Raw genomic sequence first — 21,879 nt, 5'->3', positions numbered from 1 at the left:
AACAACTCTAGCTTTCCTGTCTTGCGACTTTCGGTACCGCGGTTGCAACGCGAACCGCGGTACCGGCAATCCCGCTACAGGCGGACGTAGAGGCGGAGCGTGACGTATCCGGTGATCGCCGAGACGGCCGCCGCGACCAGCAGCAGGATCGGCGAGATCAGCGCGATGTCGCCCCACTCGACGCTGGGGATGATGCCGGTGTTGAACACCGGCGCCATGACCCGGTCGATGAAGGCGGCCTTGGCGATCAGCAGGCCGCCGATGGCCAGGAACGCACCGATGAGTCCGGAGACCACCGCTTCCAGCAGGAACGGCAGCTGGGTGTACCAGCGGGTGGCACCGACCAGTCGCATGATGCCGGTCTCGGTGCGCCGGGTGAACGCCGACAGCTGGATGGTGTTGGAGATCAGCAGCAACGCCGCGAGCGCCTGCACCAGCGCGATCGAGAACGTCGCATTGCGGACTCCGTTGAGCACGTCGAACATCCGGTTCAGGTATTCGGCCTGGTCAACGACGCTGTCCACGCCGGGCCGCCCGCTGAACTGCGCCTGCAGGGCCGGGAAGCGCTCCTGATCGGTCAGCTTCACGCGCAGCGAAGCGGGCATCGCCTCGATGCGGGCGACGTCGCGCAGCTCCGGCTGCGACTCGAAGACCTTGTTGAAGTTGTCGAACGCCTTCTGCCGGTTCTCGTACGACACCGACTCCACGCCCGGGATGCGCTTGAGGTCGCTCATGATGCTCGCGCAGGGCTGCGCGGTGCAGGTGTTGTCGTTGGCGCTGACGTCGTCGGTCATGAACACCACGACCTCGACGCGGTCCTGGTAGGTCTCCTGCATCTTGTCGATCAGTCGGACCACGAGGAGACCGCCGCCGAGCAGACCGACCGAGATAGCGGTCGTCAGGATCATCGCGATGGTCATCGTCACGTTGCGCCGAAGGCCGTTGACGACCTCGCTGAATACGAAGCTCGCGCGCATCTTGTGTCAGCTTTCCTGCCGGTCGGGGGTGTTGTCCTCAGTCGGGTGCCGGGCCGCCGCGGGGGTCAGCGGCCGACGCCGTAGACGCCGCGGGCGTCGTCGCGGATGACCCGCCCGAGGCTGAGCTCGACGACGCGGCGCCGCATCGAGTCGACGATGGAGTGGTCGTGGGTGGCCATGATCACTGTGGTGCCGGTGCGGTTGATCCGCTCCAGCAGCAGCATGATGTCCTGGCTGGTGTCGGGGTCGAGGTTTCCGGTCGGCTCGTCGCAGAGCAGCACCAGCGGCCGGTTGACGAAGGCCCGCGCGATCGCCACGCGTTGCTGCTCACCACCGGAGAGCTCGTGCGGCATCCGGTCGGCCTTGCCGTCGAGACCGACCAGTTGCAGCACCTGCGGCACCACCCGGCGGATGTCGTTGCGCGGCTTGCCGATCACTTCCAGGGCGAACGCGACGTTCTCCGCGACGGTCTTGTTGTTCAGCAGCCGGAAGTCCTGGAACACGCAGCCGATGCGCTGGCGCAGCCGGGGGACGCGGCGCCGCGGCAGTTTGGCGACGTTCCAGTCGGCGACGAAGACCCGGCCGCGGCTGGGCACGTCCTCCCGCAGCAGCAGCCGCATGAACGTCGACTTCCCGGATCCCGAGGGCCCGATGAGGAACACGAACTCGCCCCTGTCGATGCCCACCGAGACATCGTCGAGAGCGGGCCTGGTCGACGTCTTGTACGTCTTGGACACGTGCTCAAGGCGGATCACGGGGCGTGAGTTTACCCGCGACCGTTAGGGGGACATCGCCTCACCCGGACCGGCGGCCGCACCCCTGCTCACCTGCGACTTCGCCGCCCGGCCGACCCCGTTGCGGACCGCACTGGTCAGGCCACGCTCTGCTGCTGGCGGCGCCAGCGGATCCCGGCCTCCAGGAACCCGTCGATCTCGCCGTCGAGCACCGCCTCGGGGTTGCCCACCTCGTAGTCGGTGCGCAGGTCCTTGACCATCTGGTAGGGGTGCAGCACGTAGGAGCGCATCTGGTTGCCCCAGCTCGACCCGCTGTCCTTGAGCGCGTCCAGCTCGGCGCGCTCCTCCTCCTTCTTGCGGGCCAGCAGCTTGGACTGCAGCACGCGCATCGCCGCGGCCTTGTTCTGCAGCTGCGACTTCTCGTTCTGGCAGGACACCACGATGCCGGTCGGGATGTGCGTGATGCGCACGGCGGAGTCGGTGGTGTTCACGCTCTGCCCACCGGGCCCGGAGGAGCGGAAGACATCGACGCGGATGTCCTTCTCCGGGATGTCGACGTGGTCGGTCTCCTCCACGACGGGCAGCACCTCGACACCGGCGAACGACGTCTGCCGCCGCCCCTGGTTGTCGAATGGGGAGATGCGCACCAACCGGTGGGTGCCCTGCTCGACCGAGAGCGTGCCGTAGGCGTAGGGGGCGTTGACCCGGAACGTCGCCGACTTCAGACCGGCTTCTTCGGCGTAGGAGGTGTCGTAGACCTCGGCCTGGTAGGAGTGGCGCTCCGCCCAGCGCAGGTACATCCGCATCAGCATCTCGGCGAAGTCGGCGGCGTCGACACCACCGGCTTCGGCGCGGATCGTCACCATCGCCTCGCGCCCGTCGTACTCGCCGGAGAGCAGCGTGCGCACTTCGAGGCCGTCGAGGTCCTGCTTGAGGCGTTCCCGCTCGTCGTCGGCCTCCGCCAGCCCGGCCGAGTCACCTTCGTCCTCGCTGAGCTCGTAGAGCACTTCCAGGTCTTCGAGGCGCTGCCGCAACTCGGTGACCTTGCGCAGCTCGGCTTGCCGGTGCACGAGCTGACTGCTGACCCGTTGCGCGTGCTCGACGTCATCCCACAGGTCGGGCTTGGCCGCCTCGGTTTCGAGCTCCGCGATATTGGCGCGCAGCGCATCCAAATCCATCACGCTCTCGATGCCTTCGAGCGTGTTGGACAGTTCTTTGAGCGCAGCGGCGACGTCGGGATTCACAGTGCTCAGCGTACTTCACCGGGCACGGGCCGCCCACGAGGACGGCCCGTTGCCAGTCACGAGCGGCTGCTGCGCCCGTCGCCACTCCCGGAGGAGTTCAGTCCGGAATCGAGTCCAGCAACTTGATGATCGCCCGGTTGTAAGACACGGTGAAGTCCGCGGCGGCCTTCTCGTACGGGTCGGTGGCGGTCTTGGCGGCGTTCCTCGCCTCGTCCATCTTCACCGCGTACTGCGCGCGTGCGGACTCGACCAGCCCGGTGCGTTGCTTCGGTGTGAGGGAACCCGAGTACACCAGCCGGAGGATCAGCGGACTGCGGACGTTGTCCGGTCCCGGTTCGGTGTTCAGCCACGACTTGAAGGCGCGCTTACCGGCAGCCGTGATCGCGTATTGCTGGCTGGAGCGCGGGCCCTGCTTGCCAAGGCGCAACAGACCAGCGTCGGTCAGCGCGGGCAGCTCGCGGTAAACCTGGCTGCGGGTCACGCTGAAGAACCCTCCGAAGCGCTCGGTGGCGGCAGCAACCAGCTGGCCACCGGTCTTCGGACCTTCGTGCAGTAGTCCCAACAGGGCAGCGGATGTCGCATTCAGCTCGGTCACATCTGCAACGGTGCCATGCCACCGCGCTGCTGTCCACAATGGTCCCCAGTTCTGTCCACTGTGGTTGCAGTGGACTGGTCCAAGTGGACGAACGATTGCGCCATTGGCGCGAGCGCCGGATGACTGGCGGTGTGGTGCCAGCGGACACGGGGTGCACACGTCTGCCGCTGGATGCCTGCACGCATTGCGACGAGCATGACGGCGGTTCGCCTGGATGGGGGTTCTTCGCCGCGCAATGAGGTGTTATCACGTTCTGGAACTGCCCAACTACGTCAAGTCATGAGCACTCTGCACATGGCCGTCCAGTTGGCGGCCGACGAGCGGCCGAGTCAGGAGGTGCTGGGAGTGCATCGAAGTTGGTTGCGGACGAAAGTCGCCGAGAGCAAGACGAGGATGGCCAGCAAGGTCACCGAGCGAGCCAAGTCCTTGATACCCATGCAACGCGACGGCGAAACCGATGCGTGCATGGTGTGCGGAAGAACCATGCGCCCAGCAGGCGCGGTAAGAGGAGAGGGAAGGGTGTGCTCCCCAGCCTGCGCCCGCCAATGGGCCGAGGGCCTCTCCTAACCCCGAAAAGAACCCAACCCGAAAAGAAGGCCCAGCCCACCCTGGGCCTTCAACACAACCACCAACCCAAGCACCCACCGGCCACGCTCTTGCAGGTTCCGTCGCACAGCAATTGAGCACCGAACAAAGGCTGGTCCACAACCCAGGCCGGGCACGACAAAAACGCAGGGAGCAAACTCGAAGGCGACCACCGCACCGTGGGGGTCTACGGGGGCTCGGCCCCGTAAGGAAATAGGAACAACGGGAAAAGGGCCCCAGGCGAAGCCTGGGGCCCTTGAACATCGGAATCGTAGCGGGGACAGGATTCGAACCTGCGACCTCTGGGTTATGAGCCCAGCGAGCTACCGAGCTGCTCCACCCCGCGCCGTGTGCGTTCTTAACTTGTACGAGTAACCCTACACGCCGACAAAAACCCCCGAACAAGGGGGTCCCCAAAAACCCAAAACCCCAACCAACCAGCAAAAACACCACCCCACACCCCGACCCCGAATCACCAGCCCCAGCCCCAGCCCAGACCCGAACATCGGCCCAGGCAGTTACCCACCGGACCAAGACCAACTCACTGGACCACGACAACCAGAGCACGCCCAACAAAAAGGCTGGTCCAGAACGCAGGCCGGGAACGCCCACAAAAGCAGGGAGCAAACTCGAAGGCGACCACCGCACCGTGGGGGTCTACGGGGGCTCGGCCCCCGTAAGGAAATAGGAACAACGGGAAAAGGGCCCCAGGCGAAGCCTGGGGCCCTTGAACATCTGAATCGTAGCGGGGACAGGATTCGAACCTGCGACCTCTGGGTTATGAGCCCAGCGAGCTACCGAGCTGCTCCACCCCGCGTCGTTGTGCCCCTAACTTTACGGGGCGCGGAACCTTAGTGCAAATCGCCTGGCCAGAGAAGTGACGTACCGCATTTTGCACTCGATCGGACGGCGGAAAGCAAGAGGGCGGGATCGCTGGCACGATTCCCGCCCCGTTTGCGTCTCCGCTGGTCAGCCCCCGCTGCCCTGGGACTGCTCGAAGCGCCTCACCGCGTCGTCGAGCTGCTGGTAGGCCGCGCCGAGATCGGCGAAGTTGCCGGATTGCTGGGCCTGCCGGATGTGGTCCAGGGCCGCCCGGATGTCAGACACCGCCTGGGACAGTTGTGGACTGCCCGGCGTCGTCTGCGGCGGCTGGTTCTGGGGCGGGGGTTGCTGGGAGTTCTGGCCGGGTTGGGTGGACTGCCCGGCGCCGGTGCCGAAGACTTCCTCCAGCGCCCCGGCGAGGGTTTCGGAGAAGCCGACCTTGCCGCCGAAGGACACCAGCACCCGCGCCAGCTGCGGATAGGAGTTCTGCTCGTTGCGCTGGATGTAGATCGGTTCGACGTAGAGCAGGCCGCCCGCGACCGGCAGGGTCAGCAGGTTGCCGAAGATCGCGGTCACGTTCGGGTTGTTGAACAGCGTGCGGTTCTCGGTGACCTCGGGCGTCGACTCCATCTGGTTCTGGACCTGGTTCGGCCCCGGAGTCGAGTTGATGGTCGGTAGTCGCAGCACGGTGAGCTTGCCGTAGTTGTTCGGTTCGGAGGACGCCGAAACCCAGGCCGCCAGGTTCTCGCGACGCAACGCGGTGAGCGCACTGGTCAGCTGGAACTCCGGTCGCTGCTGCTCACCGACCTGGGCCAGCACGTAGTACGGGGGCTGCTGTCCCTCGGTGCTTGCCGTGTTACCGCGACTGGTCGGGTCGGACGGCACCTGCCAGAAGGTCTGGTTCGAGAAGAAGTCACCGGGGTTGTCCACGTGGTACTGGGTGAGCAGCGTGCGCTGGACCTTGAACATGTCCTCCGGGAAGCGGAAGTGGTCGCGCAGCTGCGGGCTGATCGCGCTGGCCGGTTTGACCACGCCGGGGAAGACGCCTTCCCACGCCTTGAGCACCGGGTCCCGCTCGTCCACCGCGTAGAGGTCGACGCTGCCGTCGTAGGCGTCGACGGTCGCCTTGACCGAGTTGCGGATGTAGTTGATCTGCTGGTTGGGCTGCCGTTCGACGCCGCTGAGCGTGTCGTTGGTGGCTTCGCCGAGCTCGGTCAACTGCGAGTACGGGTAGTTGTTCAGCGTGGTGTAGCCGTCAACGATCCACTTGATCCGGCCGTCGATCACCGCCGGGTACGGGTCGCCGTCGAGCTTGAGCCAGGGCGCGACCTTCTGCACCCGGTCCCGCGGGTTCCGCTCGTAGATGATCTTCGAATCACTGCCGATCTCGCTGCTGAACAAGAAGTTGCGCTCGCCGTAGTAGGCGGCGAACACCACCCGCTGGAACAGTCCGCCGACCGGAACGCCGCCCTTGCCGGTGTAGGTGTACTTCTGCTGATCGGTGTCGTATTCGCGCGCTGGCGTGCCCGGGTTGCCACCGACGATCGCGTAGTCGCTGCGACCGGCCAGCTCGCCGTAGTACACCCGCGGCTGTTGGACCGGGATCGCGCCTTGGCCGTGGTTGGCCACGTCGCTGATCTGGAACACCGGGTAGCCGCCCTGGGTCGCGCCCTCCTGGAGCGTGGTGTCGACGCGGTCGGCGGGCGCGGCGACGAAGCCGTTGCCGTGCGTGTAGACGGTGTGCCGGTTGATCCAGTTCTGCTGGTTGACGGCCAGCCGGTCGGTGTTGATCTCGCGCAGTGCGACCAGGTAGTCGTGCAGCTGACCGTTGGCATCCCGGTACCGGTCGATGTCCAGCTTGTCGGGGAAGCCGTAGAAGTTGTACTGCTGGGTCAGCTGGGTGAACGTCGGGGCCAGCACGTTCGGGTCGAGCAGCCGGATGTTGGGGATGGTGCCCTGGTCGGCGGCCACCTCGTTGGGCTGCAGCTGGGTGCGGCCCGCGTAGTCGATGAACTGGACGTTCTGGCCGCCGATGTTGAACGCCGACTTCGTGGCCGCGAGGTTGCGCTCGATCGACTGCGCCTCCCGCTGGTTGGCGTTGGGGCGCACCGAGAACTGCTCCAGCAACGCTGGCCACACCGCCCCGACGACCACGCTGGAGAGCACCAGCAGGACCGTCGCCAGCGCCGGGATCTGCAGGTTCTTCAGGAAGATCACCGCGAAGAACGCGAGCGCGCAGAACGCCGCGATGCACATCAGGATCAGCTTCGCGGGCATCACCGCGTTCAGGTCGGTGTAGCTGGCACCGGTGAACAGCGGGTTGCGCTGCGACAGCAGCAGGTCGTAGCGGTCCAGGAAGTAGTCGACGGCCTTGAGCAGCACGAACAGACCGGCCAGCACGGCCAGCTGGACGCGGGCGGGCATGGACAGCTGACCGGAGCGGCCCGCCAGCCGGATGCCGCCGAAGATGTAGTGCGTGATCAGCGCGCCGATGAAGGACACGGTGACCGCGATGAACGCCCACGACAGCAGGAAGCGCCAGAACGGCAGCTCGAAGGTGTAGAAGCTGATGTCCTTGCCGAATTCGGGGTCGACCTGGCCGAACGGCACGCTGTGCAGGAACAGCTGCAGGGTCTGCCAGTCGGACTGGGCGGCCAGGCCACCGATCACGCCCACCACGATCGGCACGCCGAGGCCGAACAGGCGGGATCGCTCGGTGAGCACCGTGCGGTACCGGGCCAGCGGATCGTCCGGCCCGCTGACCGGCACGAACACCGGACGACTGCGGTAGGCGATCCACAGGTTCAGGGCCAGCACCGCGCCGAGGAAGATGGCCGCGGCCACGCCCAGCCCAGTGCGGGACAGCAGTTGGACGGTGAAGACCTGCCGATAACCGACCTCGCCGAACCACAGCCAGTCCACGTAGGTGCCCAGCATTCGCGATCCGGCGATCAGAGCGACCAGCACGATGCCGCCGAGAATCAGCAGGATTCGGCTTCGCCGGGACAGTTTCGGCATTCCTACCGGGGGCCGCATGGCCACAACGCACGCTCCTGGTGACGATCAGCAGGCAGTGAGCGGTCCGGTGGCACCGGCCGCCCTCGTGATGTTCAACTCTACGACCCCACCCAGAAGTTCCTGGAAGGGCCTTCGCGAACTGGATTAAGCGGACATCTTTGGCAGGTTACCGGCGCGGCCGACGGAGACCGCCGGATGCGGCGGTGCGACGATGAGCGGCATGCCACCGCACACGCCAGAGGATCTGACCGCTGCGCTGCCGTCGGCCGCCCGCGAGATCGAGGAGTTCGTCGACGCCGCCGGTTGGGACCAGCCCACCCAGGTGTTCGCCCTCGTGCCCACCCATCGGCTGCTGGCCGCCGAACCGGGGCTGGCCGACCAGCTCGACCCGGCCGCGGCGCTGACGCCGATCGCGCAGGAAGCGCTGCCCGCCGAGGACCTCGCCGAGGCGTTGGGGCGCATCGAGTGGCCGGAGCAGGTTTCCGGCTGCGCGCTGGTGCAGGAGATCGTGGTGCTGCCGCCGGAGGCGGAGGCGGAGCTGCCCGGCGACGCCGAGGCGGCGCGGCAGGCCGCCGCCGAGCACCCGGAGCGCCGCGAGGCGCGACTGGTCGCGGCGGTGCTGCGGGACGGCGGCGAGACGTGCGTGATGCGGCTGCGCTCCAGCGACGGCGGCACCGGCGGCGAAGTCATCCAGGACCCGTCGCTGGCCCCGAACCTGCTAACCGCCCTGCACGCCACCTTCGCGGAATAGGAGCCTGTCTTCGTACTCGTTTCGCGTAGCGGTGCGGGTAGCGGAACCTCAGACGCCGTCTCGGTCCGGGATCCCCGACATCATGTAAGCCACGCGTCAGCAGCTGGCCGGGGTTTTACCCGCGCGGAGGGCGTCGAGGGCTTTGGTGGCGTCGTCGAGGGTGCCGACCTTGACCAGTTGCAGCCCCTCCGGGGCCTGCGCCTTGGCCTCGGCGCAGTTCCCCGCTGGCACCAGGAAGGTCGTTGCGCCCGCTTCACGCGCCTTGACCATCTTGAACGGGATCCCACCGATCTGCCCCACCACGCCGTTCGGGTCGATCTCCCCGGTGCCCGCGATGAACTTGCCACCGTTGAGCTCGCCCGGCGTCAGCTTGTCGACGATTGCCAGGGCGAACATCAGCCCCGCAGACGGCCCGCCCACATCGGCCAGGCTGATCTTGATGTTGAAGTTGACGTCCGGCCGCTCGGCCGCGGCCACCCCCAGGAAGCCCTGCGGCTCGCGGCCTGGATTCGCCGCCAACTGCACGCTGGCGACCCGCTCGGGCTGGTCGGCGTGCCGGAAGCGGAGCTCCACCCGGTCTCCGGGCTTGGTGCCGAGCAACGCCGCCCGCAGCGATCCCGCTTCGGTCATCGGTTGGCCGTTGGCCGTCAGCAGATGATCGCCGGGTTCGAGCACGCCGTCGGCCGGGCTGCCCTTGACGATCTCCCCTGCCACCACCTTCGTCGGGTAGCCGAGGTAGCGCAGGGCAGCGGTTTCCGCCGTGGTCTGCGAGTCGTTGAACGCCTCGGTGTTCTCCTGCTCGATCTGCTGCTCGCTCTTGTCCGGCGGGAAGTACAGCTCGCGCGGCGCCAGCGCGTACCGGCCGCTGACCCACAACCCCAGCGCGCCGAACAGCGACAGCTGGTCGGTCACCGACACGGTCGTCATATTCAGGTGCCCGCCGGTCGGGAAGGTCTGCTGACCATCGATGCTGATGACCGGGATCTCGCCGTCGAGCCCGAGGGTGTCGTAGGTCGGCCCCGGTCCGAGCGCCACGTACGGCACCCGGACGAACGCACCGAGGAGACCGAAGGCGACGACCAGCACGACGCTTGTCAGCAGCGTCCAGGTACGGCGGTTCACGAGGCGACAGCGTACGTGTTCGACGCCGGGCGACGTGAGCAGACCTCATGTGGATCGAGCCTCGGACACCGGTACCGCCACGCAAAACGAGTTGGCGGACGGGCTGTTGGATGTTCGCCTCCGGCGAGCACTGATGACTATGTGGGACGGTTGCTGCCGCGTACGGTGGAACTATGACCAACTTGCCGTTCGGGTTCAGCTCGCAGGACCCCGACGACCCTGACAAGGGCGATTCGTCGCAAGGCCGCTCGGAGGGCGGCGCCGGAAACTCCGGGGATCTGCCCGGTTTCGGCCTTGGCGGCATGCCCGGACCGGGCGGCATGCCGAACTTCGACATCGGCCAGCTCGGCCAGATGTTGACCCAACTCGGCCAGGCGCTCAGCCATTCCAGCGGTGGGAGCTCCGGCCCGGTGAACTACGAGCTCGCGAAGCAGCTCGCGGTGCAACAGCTGCACAACAACAAACGCACCGAGCGCCCGAGCCAGGAGCAGGTGAAGGCGATCGAGGACGCGGTGCGGCTGGCCGAGCTGTGGCTGGACGCCACCACGTCACTGCCCGCCGGGGTGCGCGCGGTGCAGACCTGGTCGTCGGTCGACTGGGTGGAGAAGACCCTGCCGACCTGGCAGCAGTTGTGCGACCCGGTCGCGCAGCGGATGTCCAACGCGTGGCTCGAAGCGCTGCCGGAGGAGGCGAAGCAGGCGGCGGGACCGCTACTGTCCATGCTCGGGCAGATGGGCGGGATGACCTTCGGCTCGCAGCTCGGCAACGGCTTGGCCCAGCTCGGCGGCGAGGTGCTGACCTCCACCGACGTCGGCCTGCCGCTGGGCCCGGCGGGCACCGCGGCGTTGCTGCCCGCCAACATCGAGCGCTTCGTCGAGGGCTTGGACCGGCCGATCAGCGAGGCGACCGTGTTCCTGGCCGCGCGGGAGGCCGCGCACCACCGGCTGTTCAGCCACGTGTCGTGGCTGGGCCAGCGGTTGCTGGCGACCGTCGAGGAGTACGCCCGCGGCATCCACATCGACACCTCCGCGCTGGAGGACCTGGCTGGCAAGGTCGATCCGACCAACCCGAGTTCGATGCAGGAGCTGATGGGCTCCGGGATGCTTGAGCCGAAGAACACGCCGGAGCAGCAGGCCGCGCTGAACCGCCTGGAGACGCTGCTCGCGCTGGTCGAGGGCTGGGTGGACGTCGTCGTGGCGGACGCCGTCGGCGAGCGACTGCCAGGGGCCGACGCGCTGGGTGAGACCGTCCGACGGCGTCGGGCGACCGGCGGGCCAGCCGAACAGACCTTCGCCACGCTCATCGGCCTGGAGCTGCGGCCGCGCCGGATGCGCGACGCCGCGAACCTCTGGCGTTTGATGACCGAGCGGCACGGCGTCGACAGCCGGGACCGGGTCTGGGACCACCCCGACCTGCTGCCGGACAGCTCGGACCTGGACGAGCCGCTGGACTTCGCCGACCGCTGGGGTGCGGGCTCCGCCGATCTGGACGACCCGATCGCCGCGATCCGCCGAGCCGAGGCCGACGAGGCGGCGCGGTCCGACGACTCCGCCGAGGGCGACGACGCGGAGAAGCGCGAAGACGACAGCTGACGCTCCGGCACGAGGTCGAGCACGGCGGCATGCCCGGACGTGCTCGCCTTGGGACGTGCGCGAATTGGCGGGACCGCAGGCCGCCGTCCGCAATCGGCGTCAGCCGCTTCCGCCACTCTCCCAGCTCGTACTGCCGCGGGTTCTCAGGCAATGCCGTGGACAGCCCTGGGTGACACATACATGGGCCGGGATCCCTGAGCCGAGAAAATCTCTGCGGTTGCGCCGCCCGTGCCGCCACTCAAGCCACTCGGGGCACCTCCCCTTGATGATGTTCGCTCAGCATCCGTGCTGGGCGTGCCTGAGATGGGCATCCTGTGGCGTGCGGAGCGTCCGATGTTCTCGCTGACCGCACGGCTAGCGCGCTGGCGTCTTGGCTCCTTCGGTGTCGTCATCGAGGCTGATGCCGAGTTGGGCCGCCGCGGAGATCCCCTCCAGGTAGCCGATGGCCCGCTCGGTCTTCGGATAGCGGCGCACCCACTTCCAGAAGTCGGCACCGTGGCCGGGCACCAGCAGGTGCGCCAGCTCGTGCACAAGCACGTAATCGAGCACCCATCCGGGTACATCTCGGAGGCGCTGACTCACCCGAATGGTGGCGTCGCTGGGCGTGCAGGAGGCCCACCTGGTGCGCATCGGCGGCACCCACCGGATAGCACGCGGTTGCGCCCGCCCGTCGAGGTACTTCGCGGACAACTCGCGGCACCGCTGCGTCAGCGCCTCGTCGGACGCCCGCGCGGGCGAACGGCGCCGCGTCTCACTGCGCTGCAGACGGCTCAGCATGTCCGCCACCCAGCGCTTTTCCTCCGCGCGGCTCATCCGCGCGGGGAGCAACACCACGATCTTGTCACCGTCGCGATAAGCGCTCACCGTCTGTCGGCGGCGCTTGCTGCGGCGCACCTCGACCTGGGGTTCAGCCACGAAAGTGGACCTTAGCGAGTGCGCCTGACAAACGGTTCCGCCTGTGAGCCGCACCTCAACTCCTACCGCGGTTATCCCCCGAGGTATTACTCCAATGAGTCGAACATGCGATGCTCTTAATGCATGCATGCCGAATGGCCCACATGTACCGTTCCCCCAGCCGCCCGGAGGAGGGCCGCAGACGACCCAGCGATGAGGCTGGATCACGACATGAAGGAGGGGAGCCGTGGCCGAGACGTACAACGGCTACTGCGTGAAGTGCCGGGAGAAGCGCGACTTTTCCGGTGAGGTCTCGGAGACCAACGGTCGCCGGATGGCCAAGGGCATCTGCCCGGTCTGCGGCACCAAGATGACCCGCATCCTCGGTAAGGCGTGACCGGGCACGGGTGGGCCGCCCCACGGCCGCCCACCCGCCAGCCCCGCCGACGCACTTCGCTCGTCAGTTCGACCTCGCCCCGGCCGGACGCCGGGGTGCCAAGGGGACACGTGCGCCTCTCGAATCGATGGCCGCACGGATTACCTTCCCGTTCGATGCCATTGCGCAGTCCCATCCCGGAGTGGACCAGCCGAAAACCGGACCTATCCGGCACCAGGCACACCTCACGCGAGCAGCGCAATCACCTTATTTTCGCGGAGTTGCACCGCGCGCTCAGCGCTCCCGCTGGCAATTCGGAGGAACGCGGAATCCGACCGCTGGCGTAAAGCCGACAGCCAACGTGTCGATCACGACGCAACGCGCAGCAGGAAACCTCTAGCATGTCACTGGGTTTCTCGATTTCGGAATGAGCCTTCGGGCAGTTGCGACATCGAGAGGGTTTCCCGCACGCACCAAGGAGAATTCGTGGCCGACATTCCCCGCCGGGCAGCGCACCGCACTGTCAAGCTCGCCAGCCTGCCACTTGGTGTCGCCGGTCGCTTGGCTGCTGGCTGGGGGAAACGGCTTACCGGGCAGAACGGGGCGGAGATCAGCGCCGAGGTGACGGCGAAGACCGCGGAACAGCTGTTCGCGGTACTCGGCCAGCTCAAGGGCGGTGCGATGAAGTTCGGCCAGGCGTTGAGCGTGTTCGAGGCCGCCGTGCCGGACGAAATGGCCGGTCCGTACCGCGAGGCGCTGACCAAGCTGCAGTCGGCGGCGCCGCCGATGCCCGCCAGCAGCGTGCACCGGGTGTTAGACGAGCAGCTCGGGCGCGCGTGGCGCAAGCGGTTCGCCGAGTTCGACGACACCCCGGCCGCAGCGGCGAGCATCGGCCAGGTGCACCGGGCGATCTGGCACGACGGGCGCATCGTCGCGGTGAAAGTGCAGTACCCGGGAGCGGACGAGGCGTTGCGCTCCGATCTGCGGCAGTTGATGCGCTTCTCCCGGCTCTTCCAGTCCTTGGCACCCGGTGCCGAGGTCAAACCGCTGCTGGCGGAGCTGCAGGACCGCATGGTCGAGGAACTCGACTACCGCGTGGAAGCCGACAACCAACGGGCGTTCGCCAAGGTGTTCCAGGGCGATGACCAGGTGCGGGTGCCAGCCGTGGTGGCCAGTGCTCCCAAGGTCGTCGTCACGGAGTGGGTTGCGGGCAAGCCGTACGCGCGGATCGTCGCCGACGGCGACCGCGAGGAGCGCAACACGGCTGGTCGACTGCTCGCCGAGTTCCACTACTCGGCGCCCGCGCGGGTCGGTCTGCTGCACGCCGACCCGCATCCCGGCAACTTCATGCTGCTGCCGGACGGCAAGCTGGCCGTGATCGACTTCGGTGCGGTCTCCCGGCTGCCCGACGGCCTGCCGTCGACCTTCGGCCGCATGCTCCGGCTGGCGTTGGAGGACAAGCCCGCGGAGCTGCTGCAGCTGCTGCGCATGGAGCGGTTCGTGCAGCCCGACCGGAACATCCAGGCCGAGGACGTGCTGGCCTACCTGGCACCGTTCGTGGACCCAGCTCGGGCGTCGACCTTCCACTTCACCCGGCGTTGGCTGCAGCGCCAAGCGGAGCGGGTCGGCGATCTGCGCAGCCCGGACTTCCGGACGGGGCGGTCGCTGAACCTGCCACCGGACTACCTGCTGATCCACCGCGTGACCCTGGGCGCGACGGGAATCCTCTGCCAGCTCGATGCTGAGGTCGGCGCCCGCGACATCATCGCCCGGTGGCAGCCGGGCTTCGCCGACTGACCAGCACCGGATTCCCGGATCCCGCAGCTGGATCGTGCGCGGTCGACCGCGACCAGCATGAGGGCACGGCAGCCGATGCGGCCCGCTGAGGTCCTGCCCGGTGCCCTGGGCAAACCCCTCAAACCGCCGGGCGGGTGCCGAGGTGGACCGTGTTGGCGGTGAGGTAGTAGACGTCGTCGCGATTCCCGGCGTAATGCTCGCTGGATTCGTCGAGCAACTGGTCGAGCACCGCCAAGTCCTCCGGTGCGACGCGGTCCTCGGCGTTCCTGCGGAGCAGGTGCAGCCGCCGCAGGACCGCTTCGCGGCCGGTGCGGTCTACCGGGGCCGGGCGGTCGACCAGGTAGCTCCACGACCGCACCTCGGCCAGGCCCGCCTCGGAAAGGGCCTTGGCCCAGCCCATCGGCAGCCGGACCGAGCCGGTCATCTCCGCGCGCATCTGCTGGAACCACTCTTCACGGGCGGCGATCAGCCGGGCCTCGAGGCCCGGCTCACCAATGCCGACGTCGGCGGGCAGCACCTTCGTCTGCAGGCCGAACTCGACGATCGCCAGCCGACCACCTGGGCGCACCAGGCTGACCAGCCGGCGCAGCCCAGCCAGCTGGTCGGGCAGGTGGTGCACGACGAACGCTGCGATGACCAGGTCGGCCTGCTGGCCAACGGCCTCGACCAGCGAGTCCGCCGCCGCATCCGCCTGGACGGCGCGGACGTCCACCCGGTCGGCGACCTGCTCGGCGTGCGAACCCGCCGCGGCCAGCAGTTGCGGTGCCGAGTCCACGATCGTCAACGCACCACCGGAATCCGCCAACGCCGCCGCGAAGGCCGCCGCGGTCCCGCCTGCACCGCCGCCGATCTCGATCACGGAGCGGTCGGTCGGGCGCAGCAGCGCGGCGACGAGTTCCGCGACCTCCGGCGCGTTGAACTCGTCCGCGTCCCGGAGCCGCTGCAGGTGCTCGTCCCAGTCGATGTTGTCGTGCGAATGTCCAGCCACGAAATACCACCTTACGGCGGCCATCTCCCGACAGGTGCTTTCTCTCTTCTGTTGTCAAGGTGCGCGGCTTCCCAGCCGCCGCGAGGGTGCGACGGCTGGGAAGCCGAGGCCGTGCAAGCCGATCGAGCGCATGGAGTTACCGTCGCTCACCCCGCCGATCCCAGCGCCTGTCTTCGTACTCGTTTTGCTTCGCGGTGCGGTGCCAGCTGCGTAGGTGGGCCAAGCGGCTGGCGCCGCTTCAAAACAAGACCGAAGACAGGAACTCAGCGCGGGCAGCTCAGGAACATCGGGTTGCTCGCTCGGCCCGCCGCTCGGCGTAATCGGCCAACCAGCGCCACCAACGACCGGCCGAGAATTCGCGGGCCAACCGTTGTCGGTGCGCTTCGTCCAGCAACTCGTTACTTCGTATCCGGGACAGATCTTCGGGTAACAACATTCGCACCTCGTTGCTCATTCGGATGTCGACGACGGGCTCGTTCATTCGGTGATAGGTCATGCCGCCTGCTCCTGATTTCGTCGCGCGGTCGCGTTGGCCACCGGCGTCTCGGCAGGCAGCGTGTGCTTGCGAGGCCGACCCCGTGGTCGCTTGCGAGCGACCACCGCGCCACGCTCGAAGATCTCGCCGCCCCAGACCCCCCACGGCTCGCCGCGGGACAGCGCGCCAGCCAGGCACTCGGCCTTGATCGGGCAGTCGGCGCACAACGCCTTGGCCTGGTCCAGGTCCTGCGGGGTCTCGGCAAACCACAGGTCCGGGTCCTGGCGGCAGGGCAGTTGAACGTCCAGCGCCGGGGAACTGTCGAGCAGGCCCGCCATGGTGTCGGCGTCCTGCGAGAAGCCCGCGCCTGAGCTGGATATCGGCACACTCGCGGTCAACATGGAACTTCCTCCTGTAGTCGATCGGCAGCAGGTTGTGGTTGTGGATGACGGAAAACCGGAACAACAAGAAGGCCGCGGACCCGCTGTGCAGGTCCGCGGCCTTCGAGAAGCCTTGGGGCGTTCCTAGATCAGTGGATCAAGGACTCGCCAACGAACGGACCAGCGTGGTTCGACCACGGTCTGCGGGAGCGCGCGGAACCAGCGCGGCTGGAACTTTCGGCCATAACCGGCGGTGTGATCGGCAGCTGGGGATGGCGCAAAAGTGCCGCGGAACAGCGCGATTGCCCCGGCCATGAGGTGGCTCGGGGTGCTGCACATCAGAATCGTGGACACCAAGGCCACCTCCCCTCAGGACTCAGACCGCAGTTCGTCTACCACGGCTCGCGCTCTTGCAGGCTATTGGTACCACCGTGCCGGTCGCAACGTATTTTTCGAAGAAACCGCTCGATCGCCTGAAAAACCTGCTCTACCAGGCGTTTCAGGGCGTGTCGCGGTGCTCGCCCTGGATCAGCGCGAGCACGTCGGAGCCGAACTTCTGCAGCTTCGACGCCCCGATCCCGGAGATGCCCACCAACGCGCTCTCATCGGACGGGCGCTGTTCGGCGATCGCGGTCAGCGTCGCGTCGGTGAACACCACGTAGGCGGGGACCTTCAACTGCCGGGCGCGCTCGCTGCGCCACGCCTTCAGCTGCGACAGCAGGTTCTCGTCCACATCGGACGGACAGTCGGCGCAGCGGCCCAGCTTGATGTCGATTGTGCTCGCCAGCGTGGCGTTGCAGATGCGGCAACGCGGTTTTGCGGTCTGCGTCGAGCGCACCAGCAGCTCGCGCTGCTTCGCCTTGGTCGGCAGCGCTGCTGGGTGCTCATCCGGCACCAGGCTGTACAGGAAGCGGCTGCGCCTGCGGTAGCGGCGGCCACCGGCCCGCGCCAGCGCCCACGACAGGCACAGGTGCTCGCGAGCGCGCGTGACCCCGACGTAGAGCAGGCGCCGCTCTTCCTCGACGGCCGCGTCGGTGTCGGCGTGCTGGATCGGCAGGGTCCCCTCGACCAGGCCCACCAGGAACACCGCGTCCCATTCGAGGCCCTTGGCCGCGTGCAGCGAAGCGAGGGTGACGCCTTCGACGGTCGGCGGGTGCTGGGACTCGGCCCGCGCGTCCAGCTCCGCGACGTAGCGGACCAGGTCCGCACCGGGCACCGCGGCGGTTAGTTCCTCCGCCAGCTCCACCAGCGCGATCAGCGACTCCCACCGCTCGCGGGCGGCGCCACCGGTGGGCGGCTCGTCGGTCAACCCGACCTCGCCGAGCACGGCGCGCACGGTCGCGGGCAGGTCCGCCTCCTCGGCGCCACGAGCGGCTGCGGCGCGCAGCGTCACCATGGCCTGCCGCACCTCGGTACGCGCGAAGAACCGCTCGCCGCCGCGCACCTGGTAGGGGATTTCGGCGTCGGACAGCGCCTTCTCGTAGACCTCCGACTGCGCGTTGACGCGGAACAGCACCGCCATCTCGGACAGCGCGACGCCCTGCTTGGCCAACTGCGCGATCTTCCGCGCGATGGCCTCGGCCTCATCGGTCTCGTCGTCGTACTCGGCGAAGTCCGGCTGCGGCCCGTCCGAACGTTGGCCGACCAGGCGCAGCCGGGTGCCCGCCGGACGTTCCCGCGCGGCGCCGATCACCTGGTTCGCCAGGGCCACGACCTGCGGTGTGGACCGGTAGTCCCGCTCCAGCCGCACCAGGGTCGCGTCCGGGAACTTGCGGGGGAAGCCGATCAGCCACTTCGGCGAGGCACCCGCGAACGAGTAGATCGTCTGGTTCGCGTCGCCCACCACCGTGATGTCGTCGCGGTTGCCCAACCAGGCTTCGAGCACCCGCTGCTGCAGCGGGTTGACGTCCTGGTACTCGTCGACGACGAACGACCGGTACCGGCTGCGGAACTCCTCGGCGATCTCGGGCTGGTCCTCCAGGATCGCCGCGATGTGCAGCAGGAGGTCGTCGAAGTCCAGGGCCTGCGCCCGGTTCTTGATCCGCTCGTACGCCGCGAATGCCTTGCTGAACTGGTCCGGCAACACCGGGACCTCGCGACCTGCCGCGGCTGCCGCGGCCGGGTACTGCTCAGGACCGATCAGCGACGACTTGGCCCACTCGATCTCACCAGCGAGGTCTCGGACGGCTTCCGTCTCGGTGGCCAGCCCGACCTTGTTCGCAGCCTGCATGACCAGCCGGAACTTGTTGTCCAACAGCTGCCACATCTGGGTTTCGTGCACCCGCGGCCAGAAGTAGCGCAACTGCCGGAAAGCCGCGGCGTGGAAGGTCTGCGCCTGCACCCCAGCGCCGCCGAGCGCGCGCAGCCGGGTGCGCATCTCCCCCGCCGCCCTGGCGGTGAACGTCACCGCGAGCACCTGCTGCGGCGCGACGAGGCCGCGCTGCACGAGGTAGGCGATGCGGTGGGTGATCGTGCGGGTCTTCCCGGTGCCCGCGCCCGCCAGCACGCAGACCGGACCGCGTGGTGCGATGACTGCCTGCCGCTGTTCCGGGTCCAAGCCTTCCAGGAGTCGCGGCTGATCAGTCATGCCCGGCATCTTCGCAGACCCACTCCCCCATTCGAGGGCACACCCCAACACCCCGTGTCGCGTGTCTGCCACCCCAGCCGAGCGGCTCGCACCCACATTCGAGTGATGATCATGACGATGTACAGGTAATATGTTGAATATGCACTAAATTTGGATCATGGCATGGCAGGTTGAAGCCCTACCGGAAGTCCTGGAGTGGATGCGGACCTTGGACAACCGGACCAGGGCAGGTATCGACGGCGCCGTGCAGGTGCTTTCCACCGAGCGGCCGCGCCTCGGGCGCCCGCTGGTAGACAAGATCAACAGGTCGAACGTGCACCATCCGAAAGAACTTCGACCTGGTTCCTCCGGCCACACCGAGGTGCGGATCCTGTTCGCCTTCGACCCGAGGAGGCACGCCATCTTGTTGGTAGCAGGCGACAAGGCAGGGCAGTGGAACGGGTGGTACGAGAAGAACATCCCGCTGGCCGAACGCCGATACGAAGAGCACTTGCGGCGAATCGACAAGGAGCTGGGATGACCACCATTCCCCGGGAGCAGACGCGGACCGAACTGGACGAGACCCCAGGAGGCCGGGCACGCGCGGACGAGATCACCCGTGCTTGCGTTGCGGGCTACCGGCTGGCCGAAGAAGATCAAGCAATAGATCGGGAGGGATCAGCCATGACAATCCCGTGGGACGAAGTCCGGGAACAGCTCGGCATCACCCCGGAGCAGCAAGAGCTGGGACGCCGGATCACCGAGGCTTATGTCACCGGGTACCGGTTGGCCGAGCTGCGGAAAAACGCTCAGGTCACCCAGGTCGAGCTTGCCAAGCGGATGGGCATCGGCCAGCCGCGGGTTAGCGCCATCGAACGTGGCGACATCGAGACGCTCACGGTGGCCAGTGTGCGTTGCTACGTGGAAGCGCTCGGTGGCACTTTGCGACTCGTGGCACGCCTCGGCGACACCGACGTCGTGCTGCAGGTTCCCGAAATCGCCGCTTAGACCCCGTAGCCGCTGGATCTGTTCGGAAAACCGGCATCGCGGGGCAAACCGCCCGATGCTCGGGCGCAATGATCTCCGGTCAGCATGGCCTCCGCCCACACGAGTCGGAGGCCATGTTCCATGCTCAACAGAACCACACGCCCGGTCGCGGCCCTGCTGATCGCCTGCGCCGGTGTCCTCGCCGCTGCCGGACCCGTTGCCGCGGAACCGAATCCGGACGTCACGGTAATCGCGCACCGCGGCTCGTCCGGGATCGCCCCGGAGAACACCCGAGCCGCCATCGCCGCGGCGATCAAGCAGCGCGCCGACTTCGTCGAGATCGATGTCCAGCGCAGCAAGGACGGGCACCTGGTGAACTTCCACGACTGCACCATGGAGCGCACCACCGACGTCGAGCAGCGCTTCCCCGGCCGCCCGTCCTACCGCGTATCCGACTTCACCTTGGCCGAGCTGGAGCAGCTCGACGCCGGTTCGTGGTTCGACGCGAGCTACGCCGGTGAGCCGATCATCACGGTGGCCGATGTGGTGTCGCAGGTCCGGGGCCGCACCGGTCTGCTCGCCGAGATCAGCCCGTGCGACCACTACGACGGGATCCCGGAAGATCTCGCCGCCGAGCTGAGCAGCACGCCCGGCTACCTCGAAGAAGCGTTGGCTGACGGACAGCTCGGGGTGCAGTCCTTCGAGCTCGACGACGCGCAGCGGTTCCACGAGTTGCTGCCCGAGGTGCCGATCGGCCTGCTCGACGCGCAGCGGCCGACCGATGCCGAACTGGTCGCCTTGAGCGGGTGGGCGGACCAGGTCAACACCGAATCCAGCGTCACAGACGCGGCGCTGCTGGCCCGCATCCACGAGCTCGGCATGGCGAACAACGTCTGGACGGTCAACGAACCCGGCCGGATGCGCCAGCTGCGCGACCTCGGTGTGGACGGGATCATCACCGATTTCCCGCAGTCCCTGACCCAGCGCTAGAACGCCGGTGAGCCGGTCGGGGCCACGTCCCGACCGGCTCACCGCGGGTCAGTCCTGCCAGGTCGCCCAACCGCGGATCATGCGGTAGGCGATGGAGACGCCCGGCGGCAACCGCAGACCGTCGACCGCTGCCCCGCCCTCGGACGCCAGCGCAGCCCGGACCGCGTCACGGTGCACCCAACGGGCCTCCTCGATCTCCCCGTCGGCCGGGATCAGCGGCGCCGAGGGGTCGGCGATCGCGGCGAAGCCCAGCATCAGCGACCGCGGGAATGGCCAGGGCTGGCTGCCGAGATACCGGATCTCGGAGACCTCGACCCCGACCTCCTCGGAAACCTCGCGTGCGACGCACGCCTCCAACGATTCGCCGACCTCGACGAACCCGGCCAACACCGAGTACCGCTCCGGCGGCCAAACCGGCTGGCGGGCCAGCAGCACGTGGTCCGCGCCGTCGTGCACCAGGCAGATCACCGCCGGATCGGTGCGCGGATACTCCTCGCGGTCGCAGCCCGTGCATCGCCGCGCCCACCCGGCGCGCACGCGCGTGGTCGCCGCCCCGCACACCGCGCAGTAGCGGGCGTTGTCGTGCCAGCCGAGCAGCCCGACGGCGGTGGTGAACAGTCCTGCGTCGGTGTCGTTGAGCAATCCGCCGCCGCTGCGCAGGTCCCGCCAGTTGTCGTGGGTGCCGTCGTGCTCGCTGCGCAACGCCCAGTAGCTGACGTCGCCCTCAACGCCGAGCAGGACGGCGTTCGGAGCCGGGCGTTCGCCGAAGTCGCTCGCCGGATGCACCACCAAGCGCGAATCCGCGCCGATCGGGGTGCGCCCCTTGGCATCCACCAGCACTACTTTTCCGGTCGACCACAGTTCCGCACCGCCGTCCGGGGCGTCCCGCAGCGTTTCCCTCCGGTCCACAGTGGACCGGGACAGCAGCGGTGCGGAGTCCAGTTGGAAGCCCAGATCGGCGAACACATCGGAAGTCATTTGCCTGC

General features: G+C 67.8%; 20 protein-coding genes and 2 tRNA genes. 8 read left to right on the top strand and 14 right to left on the bottom strand.

Translation table 11 applies throughout. The features are described 5' to 3' along the window. Positions 1–74 precede the first annotated feature (74 nt). From ftsX to MOQ72_RS10210, 4 genes are all read right to left on the bottom strand, one after another. The gene (ftsX, locus tag MOQ72_RS10225; RefSeq protein WP_242182345.1) at positions 75–977 is read right to left on the bottom strand and encodes a permease-like cell division protein FtsX; all 903 of its coding nucleotides are present in this window, start codon (positions 975–977) and stop codon (positions 75–77) included. A gap of 65 nt (positions 978–1,042) precedes the next feature. Beyond that, on the bottom strand, positions 1,043–1,732 hold the full coding sequence (ftsE, locus tag MOQ72_RS10220) for a cell division ATP-binding protein FtsE (protein ID WP_242182343.1): 690 nt from the start codon (positions 1,730–1,732) through the stop codon (positions 1,043–1,045). Between the two features lie 116 nt (positions 1,733–1,848). Next, positions 1,849–2,955, bottom strand: coding sequence for a peptide chain release factor 2 (gene prfB / locus MOQ72_RS10215; RefSeq protein WP_242182341.1), 1,107 nt, complete (start codon positions 2,953–2,955; stop codon positions 1,849–1,851). Positions 2,956–3,052: 97 nt separating this feature from the next. Next, positions 3,053–3,550, bottom strand: coding sequence for a PadR family transcriptional regulator (locus MOQ72_RS10210; protein ID WP_242182339.1), 498 nt, complete (start codon positions 3,548–3,550; stop codon positions 3,053–3,055). Positions 3,551–3,829: 279 nt separating this feature from the next. Between MOQ72_RS10210 and MOQ72_RS10205 the strand changes: the two genes are divergently transcribed. Continuing rightward, on the top strand, positions 3,830–4,117 hold the full coding sequence (locus MOQ72_RS10205; protein WP_242182337.1) for a hypothetical protein: 288 nt from the start codon (positions 3,830–3,832) through the stop codon (positions 4,115–4,117). A 290-nt stretch (positions 4,118–4,407) separates the two neighbouring features. Here the strand turns inward: MOQ72_RS10205 and MOQ72_RS10200 are convergent. The 3 genes from MOQ72_RS10200 to MOQ72_RS10190 form a co-directional block, all read right to left on the bottom strand. Further along, positions 4,408–4,481 (bottom strand) — tRNA-Met (locus MOQ72_RS10200). Between the two features lie 397 nt (positions 4,482–4,878). Then, a tRNA-Met gene (locus MOQ72_RS10195) sits at positions 4,879–4,952 on the bottom strand. A 152-nt stretch (positions 4,953–5,104) separates the two neighbouring features. Then, positions 5,105–7,993, bottom strand: coding sequence for a UPF0182 family protein (locus tag MOQ72_RS10190; RefSeq protein WP_277953873.1), 2,889 nt, complete (start codon positions 7,991–7,993; stop codon positions 5,105–5,107). 202 nt (positions 7,994–8,195) lie between these two features. Between MOQ72_RS10190 and MOQ72_RS10185 the strand changes: the two genes are divergently transcribed. Continuing rightward, positions 8,196–8,726, top strand: coding sequence for a PPA1309 family protein (locus MOQ72_RS10185; protein WP_242182334.1), 531 nt, complete (start codon positions 8,196–8,198; stop codon positions 8,724–8,726). Positions 8,727–8,822: 96 nt separating this feature from the next. Here the strand turns inward: MOQ72_RS10185 and MOQ72_RS10180 are convergent, their stop codons facing one another. After that, positions 8,823–9,848, bottom strand: coding sequence for a YlbL family protein (locus tag MOQ72_RS10180; protein WP_242182332.1), 1,026 nt, complete (start codon positions 9,846–9,848; stop codon positions 8,823–8,825). Positions 9,849–10,021: 173 nt separating this feature from the next. Between MOQ72_RS10180 and MOQ72_RS10175 the strand changes: the two genes are divergently transcribed. Continuing rightward, a complete protein-coding gene (locus tag MOQ72_RS10175) occupies positions 10,022–11,440 on the top strand; it encodes a zinc-dependent metalloprotease (protein ID WP_242182330.1) in 1,419 nt (472 codons plus the stop codon). A gap of 354 nt (positions 11,441–11,794) precedes the next feature. On the opposite strand, the gene MOQ72_RS10170 is transcribed toward MOQ72_RS10175, so the two are convergent. Beyond that, entirely contained in the window at positions 11,795–12,355 is a 561-nt protein-coding gene (locus tag MOQ72_RS10170; RefSeq protein ID WP_242182328.1) for a M48 metallopeptidase family protein, read from the bottom strand. Positions 12,356–12,581: 226 nt separating this feature from the next. Between MOQ72_RS10170 and MOQ72_RS10165 the strand changes: the two genes are divergently transcribed. Next, positions 12,582–12,731, top strand: a complete 150-nt coding sequence (locus MOQ72_RS10165; protein ID WP_184724020.1) for a DUF5679 domain-containing protein — start codon at positions 12,582–12,584, stop codon at positions 12,729–12,731. 465 nt (positions 12,732–13,196) lie between these two features. Continuing rightward, positions 13,197–14,507 carry an ABC1 kinase family protein gene (locus tag MOQ72_RS10160; protein WP_242182326.1) on the top strand — a complete coding sequence of 437 codons (1,311 nt, stop codon included), beginning with the start codon at positions 13,197–13,199 and terminating at the stop codon, positions 14,505–14,507. 118 nt (positions 14,508–14,625) lie between these two features. Here the strand turns inward: MOQ72_RS10160 and MOQ72_RS10155 are convergent, their stop codons facing one another. From MOQ72_RS10155 to MOQ72_RS10140, 4 genes are all read right to left on the bottom strand, one after another. Beyond that, positions 14,626–15,495, bottom strand: a complete 870-nt coding sequence (locus MOQ72_RS10155; RefSeq protein WP_242182324.1) for a class I SAM-dependent methyltransferase — start codon at positions 15,493–15,495, stop codon at positions 14,626–14,628. 277 nt (positions 15,496–15,772) lie between these two features. Further along, positions 15,773–15,991 carry a hypothetical protein gene (locus MOQ72_RS10150; protein WP_242182321.1) on the bottom strand — a complete coding sequence of 73 codons (219 nt, stop codon included), beginning with the start codon at positions 15,989–15,991 and terminating at the stop codon, positions 15,773–15,775. Beyond that, entirely contained in the window at positions 15,988–16,371 is a 384-nt protein-coding gene (locus MOQ72_RS10145) for a WhiB family transcriptional regulator (protein ID WP_277953833.1), read from the bottom strand. Before MOQ72_RS10145 ends, MOQ72_RS10150 begins: the two co-directional genes overlap by 4 nt. Positions 16,372–16,849: 478 nt before the next feature. After that, positions 16,850–18,937: an ATP-dependent DNA helicase UvrD2 gene (locus MOQ72_RS10140; protein WP_242182319.1), complete on the bottom strand. Its 2,088-nt coding sequence runs from the start codon at positions 18,935–18,937 to the stop codon at positions 16,850–16,852. A gap of 157 nt (positions 18,938–19,094) precedes the next feature. Between MOQ72_RS10140 and MOQ72_RS10135 the strand changes: the two genes are divergently transcribed. The 3 genes from MOQ72_RS10135 to MOQ72_RS10125 all read left to right on the top strand — a co-directional run bounded on the left by MOQ72_RS10135 (position 19,095) and on the right by MOQ72_RS10125 (position 20,893). After that, on the top strand, positions 19,095–19,457 hold the full coding sequence (locus MOQ72_RS10135) for a type II toxin-antitoxin system RelE/ParE family toxin (protein WP_242182317.1): 363 nt from the start codon (positions 19,095–19,097) through the stop codon (positions 19,455–19,457). Continuing rightward, the gene (locus tag MOQ72_RS10130; RefSeq protein ID WP_242182316.1) at positions 19,454–19,924 is read left to right on the top strand and encodes an XRE family transcriptional regulator; all 471 of its coding nucleotides are present in this window, start codon (positions 19,454–19,456) and stop codon (positions 19,922–19,924) included. Before MOQ72_RS10135 ends, MOQ72_RS10130 begins: the two co-directional genes overlap by 4 nt. A 120-nt stretch (positions 19,925–20,044) precedes the next feature. Continuing rightward, complete coding sequence (locus MOQ72_RS10125; RefSeq protein WP_242182314.1) at positions 20,045–20,893, top strand: glycerophosphodiester phosphodiesterase; 849 nt, start codon at positions 20,045–20,047, stop codon at positions 20,891–20,893. Between the two features lie 48 nt (positions 20,894–20,941). Here the strand turns inward: MOQ72_RS10125 and nudC are convergent, their stop codons facing one another. Continuing rightward, on the bottom strand, positions 20,942–21,871 hold the full coding sequence (nudC, locus tag MOQ72_RS10120) for an NAD(+) diphosphatase (RefSeq protein WP_242182312.1): 930 nt from the start codon (positions 21,869–21,871) through the stop codon (positions 20,942–20,944). Between the last annotated feature and the right edge of the window lie 8 nt (positions 21,872–21,879).

This window comes from Saccharopolyspora soli (genome assembly GCF_022678645.1).
Taxonomy (GTDB): Bacteria; Actinomycetota; Actinomycetes; order Mycobacteriales; family Pseudonocardiaceae; genus Saccharopolyspora; species Saccharopolyspora soli.
The sequence above is the reverse complement of the archived record's forward strand: the minus strand, read 5'-3'. Positions and strand labels throughout refer to the sequence as shown.